This is a genomic window from Vibrio sp. 10N.222.46.A1 (assembly GCF_041473595.1).
Classification (GTDB): domain Bacteria; phylum Pseudomonadota; class Gammaproteobacteria; order Enterobacterales; family Vibrionaceae; genus Vibrio; species Vibrio tasmaniensis_A.
This window is the reverse complement of record NZ_JBFRSN010001676.1, coordinates 1-583: the sequence shown is the minus strand read 5'-3', so window position 1 is coordinate 583 and position 583 is coordinate 1. Positions and strand designations below refer to the sequence as shown.

Genomic DNA, 583 nt, shown 5'->3' with positions numbered 1-583 from the left:
GAGTATTAGCTGAACTATATATTACATTCTCATACTTGGTTGCTACTAATGATAAGAAAATGTGGGATGTATATCGTACATATGGGTCAAGCCAAGCAAAATTAACATTTATTAAGCTAGAGGAAGTTTTAGAGGATAAGCCTGAATATTTGAAAAAATCACAAATTGAAAGTTTAGCTAATGAAGATATCTATATGGATTTTCAAGATATTGAACTAGGCAATTGGGCTAAAATCGACCTGAGAAAAATGTCGATTATAGGCAAATGTAAAGATATATACGATGCATATTACTCATGGCCTTCAACGTATGCTCATGGGCAATGGTGTGCTGTTCGAGATACCGTTTTTACGACATGTTTGAATCCGTTGCACAGACTACATCGTGTACCATTGCCTCGACCTAAATATGAAGATCACGCAGAGAAAGATTTAGTCAAATTAACTAACATGACGCTCGATTTATTAAATAAAATATATCCGACGTTTGAACACAGATTATTATTAGTCCGCGATGAAACGTGCTAACAAATGCATCAATACGATTTGCTACATTCGGCATTCTGGGTTTCTTTGAGTTTACC

The 583-nt window shown here is 35.0% G+C and carries 1 protein-coding gene; it reads left to right on the top strand.

Annotated features, from left to right (window positions below; genetic code table 11):
- The coding region (locus AB4496_RS28810; protein ID WP_372133534.1) for a DUF5677 domain-containing protein at positions 1-527 on the top strand (527 nt) is incomplete at its 5' end.
- Positions 528-583: the final 56 nt, after the last annotated feature.